Origin of the sequence: Streptomyces sp. RP5T, from assembly GCF_003933965.1 — a bacterium.
Lineage (GTDB): Bacteria > Actinomycetota > Actinomycetes > Streptomycetales > Streptomycetaceae > Streptomyces.
Window position 1 is genome coordinate 1 of the sequence record NZ_RSAJ01000548.1, and the last position, 5,545, is coordinate 5,545.

8 protein-coding genes and 1 tRNA gene are annotated in these 5,545 nt (G+C 69.0%); 1 reads left to right on the forward strand and 8 read right to left on the reverse strand.

The window, feature by feature from the left end; genetic code table 11:
• Window positions 1-294: 294 nt before the first annotated feature.
• The 8 genes from EHS43_RS35920 to EHS43_RS35950 form a co-directional block, all read right to left on the reverse strand.
• Entirely contained in the window at window positions 295-1,188 is an 894-nt protein-coding gene (locus EHS43_RS35920; RefSeq protein WP_125194802.1) for an RNA polymerase sigma factor SigF, read from the reverse strand.
• Between the two features lie 327 nt (window positions 1,189-1,515).
• Window positions 1,516-2,346, reverse strand: coding sequence for an RNA polymerase sigma factor SigF (locus EHS43_RS35925; protein ID WP_125194805.1), 831 nt, complete (start codon window positions 2,344-2,346; stop codon window positions 1,516-1,518).
• Between the two features lie 170 nt (window positions 2,347-2,516).
• Window positions 2,517-2,810: a Dabb family protein gene (locus EHS43_RS35930; RefSeq protein WP_037711848.1), complete on the reverse strand. Its 294-nt coding sequence runs from the start codon at window positions 2,808-2,810 to the stop codon at window positions 2,517-2,519.
• Window positions 2,811-2,822: 12 nt separating this feature from the next.
• Window positions 2,823-2,999, reverse strand: coding sequence for a hypothetical protein (locus tag EHS43_RS46815; protein WP_185806558.1), 177 nt, complete (start codon window positions 2,997-2,999; stop codon window positions 2,823-2,825).
• A 105-nt stretch (window positions 3,000-3,104) separates the two neighbouring features.
• Window positions 3,105-3,189 (reverse strand) — tRNA-Ser (locus tag EHS43_RS35935).
• 45 nt (window positions 3,190-3,234) lie between these two features.
• Window positions 3,235-3,660: a tRNA adenosine(34) deaminase TadA gene (tadA, locus tag EHS43_RS35940; RefSeq protein ID WP_260470867.1), complete on the reverse strand. Its 426-nt coding sequence runs from the start codon at window positions 3,658-3,660 to the stop codon at window positions 3,235-3,237.
• 59 nt (window positions 3,661-3,719) lie between these two features.
• On the reverse strand, window positions 3,720-4,268 hold the full coding sequence (locus EHS43_RS35945; RefSeq protein WP_125194806.1) for a hypothetical protein: 549 nt from the start codon (window positions 4,266-4,268) through the stop codon (window positions 3,720-3,722).
• A 350-nt stretch (window positions 4,269-4,618) separates the two neighbouring features.
• A complete protein-coding gene (locus EHS43_RS35950) occupies window positions 4,619-4,801 on the reverse strand; it encodes a hypothetical protein (RefSeq protein ID WP_007383124.1) in 183 nt (60 codons plus the stop codon).
• A 96-nt stretch (window positions 4,802-4,897) separates the two neighbouring features.
• On the opposite strand from EHS43_RS35950, the gene upp reads away from it, so the two are divergent.
• Complete coding sequence (upp, locus tag EHS43_RS35955) at window positions 4,898-5,533, forward strand: uracil phosphoribosyltransferase (protein ID WP_125194804.1); 636 nt, start codon at window positions 4,898-4,900, stop codon at window positions 5,531-5,533.
• Window positions 5,534-5,545 lie beyond the last annotated feature (12 nt).

Genomic DNA, 5,545 nt, shown 5'->3' on the forward strand with positions numbered 1-5,545 from the left:
CTGCGTGACCGGCCCCCACCAGCCCGCACAATCCCACAACCGGCGCATGAGTTGGTTGGCCAACGGACCGTCGCAGCTTGGGTGACTGTGCCTACTCAGGGGCGCGGGGAACTGCGCGACCGGCCCCCACCGGCCCGCACAATCCCACAACCGGCGCATGAGTTGGTTGGCCAACGGACCGTCGCAGCTTGGGTGACTGTGCCTACTCAGGGGCGCGGGGAACTGCGCGACCAGCCCCCACTCACCCGCACCCGCCCTGCAACGGAACCCGGCACCCCTGGCCAACCGGATCGCTCAGTCCGAGATGAGACCTTCCCTCAGCTGGGCCAGCGTGCGGGTCAGCAGGCGGGAGACGTGCATCTGGGAGATGCCGACCTCTTCGCCGATCTGTGACTGGGTCATGTTGGCGAAGAAGCGCAGCATGATGATCTGGCGCTCCCGCGGCGGGAGTTTGGCCAGCAGCGGCTTCAGCGACTCCCGGTACTCCACGCCCTCCAGGGCCGTGTCCTCGTAGCCGAGGCGGTCCGCGAGGGAGCCCTCGCCGCCGTCGTCCTCCGGAGCGGGGGAGTCCAACGAGGACGCGGTGTACGCGTTGCCCACCGCGAGGCCGTCGACGACGTCCTCCTCGGACACGCCCAGCACGGAGGCGAGTTCGGCGACCGTCGGAGAGCGGTCCAGCTTCTGGGAGAGCTCGTCGCTGGCCTTGGTGAGGGCCAGCCGCAGCTCCTGGAGGCGGCGCGGCACGCGCACCGACCACGAGGTGTCCCGGAAGAACCGCTTGATCTCGCCCACGACCGTCGGCATCGCGAACGTCGGGAACTCCACGCCGCGTTCGCAGTCGAAGCGGTCGATCGCCTTGATCAGGCCGATGGTGCCGACCTGGACGATGTCCTCCATCGGCTCGTTGCGCGAGCGGAATCGGGCCGCCGCGTAGCGCACCAGCGGGAGGTTGAGCTCGATGAGGGTGTCCCGGACGTACGCGCGCTCGGGGCTGTTCTCGTCGAGTGCGGCGAGCCGCAGGAAGAGGGAGCGGGACAGGGTGCGGGTGTCGATGGCCCCCGACGAGGTGGGGAGGGCCGGAAGGGCTGGGGCCGGCGCGGCCTCGACGGCCGTGACGTCGTCGAGTGCGGGCTCTGCCTCGCTCTTCGTGAGCGTGAGCACCTTCGAGCTGCCCTGATCTGCGGACATGCCACCCCCTTTGGGTCGCGGGACGGTCGCGGCGAACGCCCCGTGGTGGAACGTCAGCCTTCACCTGAATACCGGAGCCGGAGCCTCGGCAAACGCGCTTCCGGCAGAATGTCACATGTCGGCAACACGCTGTAGTGACATGTCGACATGTGAGACTCTAATCCGCCCTGGATAAAGGGGGTCTGACGGTTTTTCGGCACACAAGTGTCGGGAACGGCGCCGGTGAGCGATTCGCTCGCGCAGGTTACCTCTCGATCCCGCTTGCGAGCTGCGGCGTTACGGAACGTGCGACCGTGCGCCCCTTATGCATCGGCAATCCGCGGCGAACTATGCGTCGATCCGATTGGCGGACCGCAGCCGCTGGAAGCTACGCGCCAGTAGCCTCGAAACGTGCATCTGCGATACGCCGAGTTCCGCGCTGATTTGTGACTGGGTGAGATTGCTGTAGTAGCGCAGGAGCAGGATTCGCTGTTCCCGTTCCGGGAGTTGGACCAGGAGATGGCGGACCAGATCGCGGTGTTCCACGCCGTCCAGCGCCGGGTCCTCGTAGCCGAGCCGGTCGAGCAGCCCCGGCAGTCCGTCGCCCTCCTGTGCCGCCTCCAGCGAGGTGGCGTGGTACGACCGTCCGGCCTCGATGCAGGACAGCACCTCGTCCTCGCCGATGCGCAGCCGCTCGGCGATCTCGGCGGTGGTCGGGGTGCGCCCGAAGGCGGTGGTCAGGTCCTCCGTCGCCCCGTTGACCTGTACCCACAGCTCGTGCAGTCGGCGCGGTACGTGGACGGTGCGGACGTTGTCGCGGAAGTACCGCTTGATCTCGCCGACGACCGTCGGCATCGCGAAGGTCGGGAACTGCACGCCGCGGTCCGGGTCGAAGCGGTCGATGGCGTTGATGAGCCCGATGGTGCCGACCTGGATCACGTCCTCCATCGGCTCGTTGCGGGAGCGGAAGCGGGCCGCCGCGTAGCGCACGAGCGGGAGGTTGGCCTCGATGAGCGCCGCCCGGACCCGGTTGTGCTCCGGGGTGCCCGGCTGGAGCTCCTTCAGCTGGCCGAAGAGCACCTGGGTGAGCGCCCGGGTGTCGGCGCCGCGACTGCGTGGGGCGGCCTCCTGGGGGGCCTCCTGGGGAGGCGCGGTACTGGCCGACACGGTCAACGCCACCTCTTCGTTGGTCAATCATCCGTCAAAAGCGGTCATAGCATCACAAGACATGTGCACTGTGTGCAAGCACCGCATAACGTTGGGTTGCGCCGTGTTGAGGGGCAAGTCGGGCTGAGAGGCGCAGAAAAGCCTCCCGCCGTTCCCGGCAGGAGGCTTCGGAGCGCCCGGGCTCAGTACGCGTAGTCCGCGATGACCCAGGTGGAGAACTCCTTCCACAGCGCCACGCCCGCCTGGTGCTCCGGGTGTTCGACATACGTGCGCAGCGCGGCCGCGTCCTCGAAGCCGGAGTTGATGGCGAAGTCGTAGGCGATGGGGCGGTCGCTGAGGTTCCAGCCCAGCTCCCAGAAGCGGATCTCGGGGATCTTGCCGTCCAGGGCGCGGAAGGCCTCGACGCCCTCGACCACACGTGGGTCGTCGCGCTCGACACCCTCGTTGAGCTTGAAGAGGACGAGGTGGCGGATCATCTGAGCTCCCAGCTAGTGCGCGCCGTCGGCCAGCCAGGTGAAGAAGTCGCCCACGGCCTTGGCGGCGTCCGATATGCCCTGGAACCCTATCTCCACGTACTCGGCGGCCTTGGACGGGTCCGTGATGATCACGTACAGCACGAAGACCACGATCACATAGACGGCGAGCTTCTTACCGTTCACCGCCACCGCGGCCTCCCCCGCTTGGTACCTCTGTTCCTTCTGGGGCGCGAGTGTAACCGGGGTGATCAGTACGCATGAAGGGCCCCGTCTTTCGACGGGGCCCTTCTCAAGCGGTAGCGGAGGGATTTGAACCCTCGGTGACTTGCGCCACACTCGCTTTCGAGGCGAGCTCCTTCGGCCGCTCGGACACGCTACCGAGGGAGACCTTACAGCAAGGTGGGGCGTGCTTTGAAATCCGTATTCAGCGGTCCCGGAAGAACTCGGTGAGGAGCCCGGCGCACTCGTCCGCGAGCACGCCCTCGACCACCTCGGGGCGATGGTTGAGACGCCGGTCGCGGACGACGTCCCACAGGGAGCCGGCCGCGCCCGCCTTCTCGTCCCGGGCGCCGTAGACGACCCGGTCCACCCGGGACTGCACGATCGCGCCCGCGCACATCGTGCAGGGCTCCAGCGTGACGACGAGCGTGCAGCCGGTCAGCCGCCACTCGCCGAGTGCGGCGGCGGCCCGGCGGATCGCCAGAACCTCCGCGTGGGCGGTCGGATCGCCGACCGCCTCGCGTTCGTTGTGGCCGGCCGCGAGCACGGTCGTACCGTCCGGGGACAGTACGACGGCACCCACCGGCACGTCCGGACCCGCCCGGCCGGCCTCGTCCAGGGCGAGCCGCATCGCGGCCCGCCAGCGGTCGCGAACCGGGTCCGGGACGCCCTCCTTCTCGGTCCCTGCGGTCAGCGGACGGTCTCCAGAACCTCCGAGGCGCCCAGGGACTCGGCGATCTCGGTGAGGGCGTCCTGCGTCAGGGCCTTCAGCTCCTTCTCGCTGACGCCCAGGTCGTCGAGGACCTGCGCGTCGCCGAGCGGGCCGTGCGGTACGGCCCCCTTGGAGCCGCCGGCCTCGGCGCTGACGTCGTCGTCATCGTCGTCGTCCTCGTCCTCGCCGTCCTCGGTGCCGTCGAGGTCGAGGGCGTCGAGGTCCGGGCCGTCGTCACCGGGCTCCCTTCCGAGCAGTTCGTCGGTGAGCAGGATCTCGCCGTACGAGCTGCGGGCAGCGGCGGCGGCGTCGGAGACGTAGATACGAGGGTCCTCCTCGCCGTCGATGCGCACGACGCCGAACCAGGCGTCTTCCTGCTCGATCAGTACGAGCACCGTGTCGTCCTCGGCCGCGGCTTCCCGGGCGAGGTCGGCCAGATCCGACAGCGTCTCCACATTGTCGAGGAGTTCTGTGTCGCTCGCTTCCCACCCGTCTTCGGTGCGCGCGAGCAGTGCGGCGAAGTACACCGTGACTCTCCCACTGGTCATAGGCGTGCCGGTTGGGGGTCCCCCCGGCGGAGGTTGGGCGGGGAGAGCTCGGCTCCGAGCCCCACCCACTCGGAATCGTGGCAGAAACAAGGCGTTCAGGGGACGTCTTCGGCACCCTGTGTCCGGTGGTTTTGATCGCACGCGCGTCGGCACGTCGGTGAAGGACTCACCAGCGCACTCGTCGCCGCCACGAGCGGGATCGTACGCGGCCTTCCCAAGGACCCACGCACGGCCACCTGTTCAGCGCGCGTCGAGGGCTGCGCCGGGGCGCCCCGGACCACGTGATCTTTCTAACCGGCGGCCGTCTTTCTTACCGGCGGCGGTCTTTCTTACCAGCGGAAGGTCCGCATGCGCATCGCGTGCCGCAGCCGGGCCACCTTCGCCCGGCGCGGCTGCACCCGGTCGCGCAGCTCTCTGGCCTCCGCGAGATCGCGCAGGAACTGCGCGCGTCGGCGCCGGCGCTCGGCGTCGGTCTCCTGTGACGACGGTTCGTGCTCAGGCAGGTCAGGCATCGGTTCACCACCCCAGTCCGTCTCTCCCACTTTCCCCCGGTCGGGCGGTTTGACGCCAGCGCGAGGGGTTCGGTGAGCCCGGTTACTGTTGTGGACATGCGTCTCCACGTCGTCGACCACCCTCTGGTCGCCCACAAACTCACCACGCTGCGCGACCAGCGCACCGACTCCGCGACCTTCCGCCGCCTCGCCGACGAGCTGGTCACCCTGCTCGCCTACGAGGCCACGCGCGACGTGCGCACCGAAGCGGTCGACATCCGCACGCCGGTCGCTCCCACGACCGGCGTGAAGCTGTCGTATCCCCGCCCGCTGGTGGTGCCGATCCTCCGTGCCGGGCTCGGCATGCTGGACGGCATGGTCCGGCTGCTGCCGACCGCCGAGGTGGGCTTCCTCGGCATGATCCGCAACGAGGAGACGCTCCAGGCCACCACGTACGCCGCGCGTATGCCGGAGGACCTCTCCGGGCGGCAGGTGTACGTCCTCGACCCGATGCTCGCGACCGGCGGGACGCTGGTTGCGGCGATCCGTGAGCTGATCCGGCGCGGTGCGGACGATGTGACGGCGGTGGTTCTGCTGGCCGCGCCGGAGGGCGTGGAGATCATGGAGCGGGAGCTGGCGGGGACGCCGGTCACGGTCGTGACGGCCGCGGTCGACGACCACCTCAATGAGCACGGCTACATCGTGCCGGGGCTCGGGGACGCGGGGGATCGGCTGTACGGGTCGGCGGAGTAGTCGCCTGAGCGC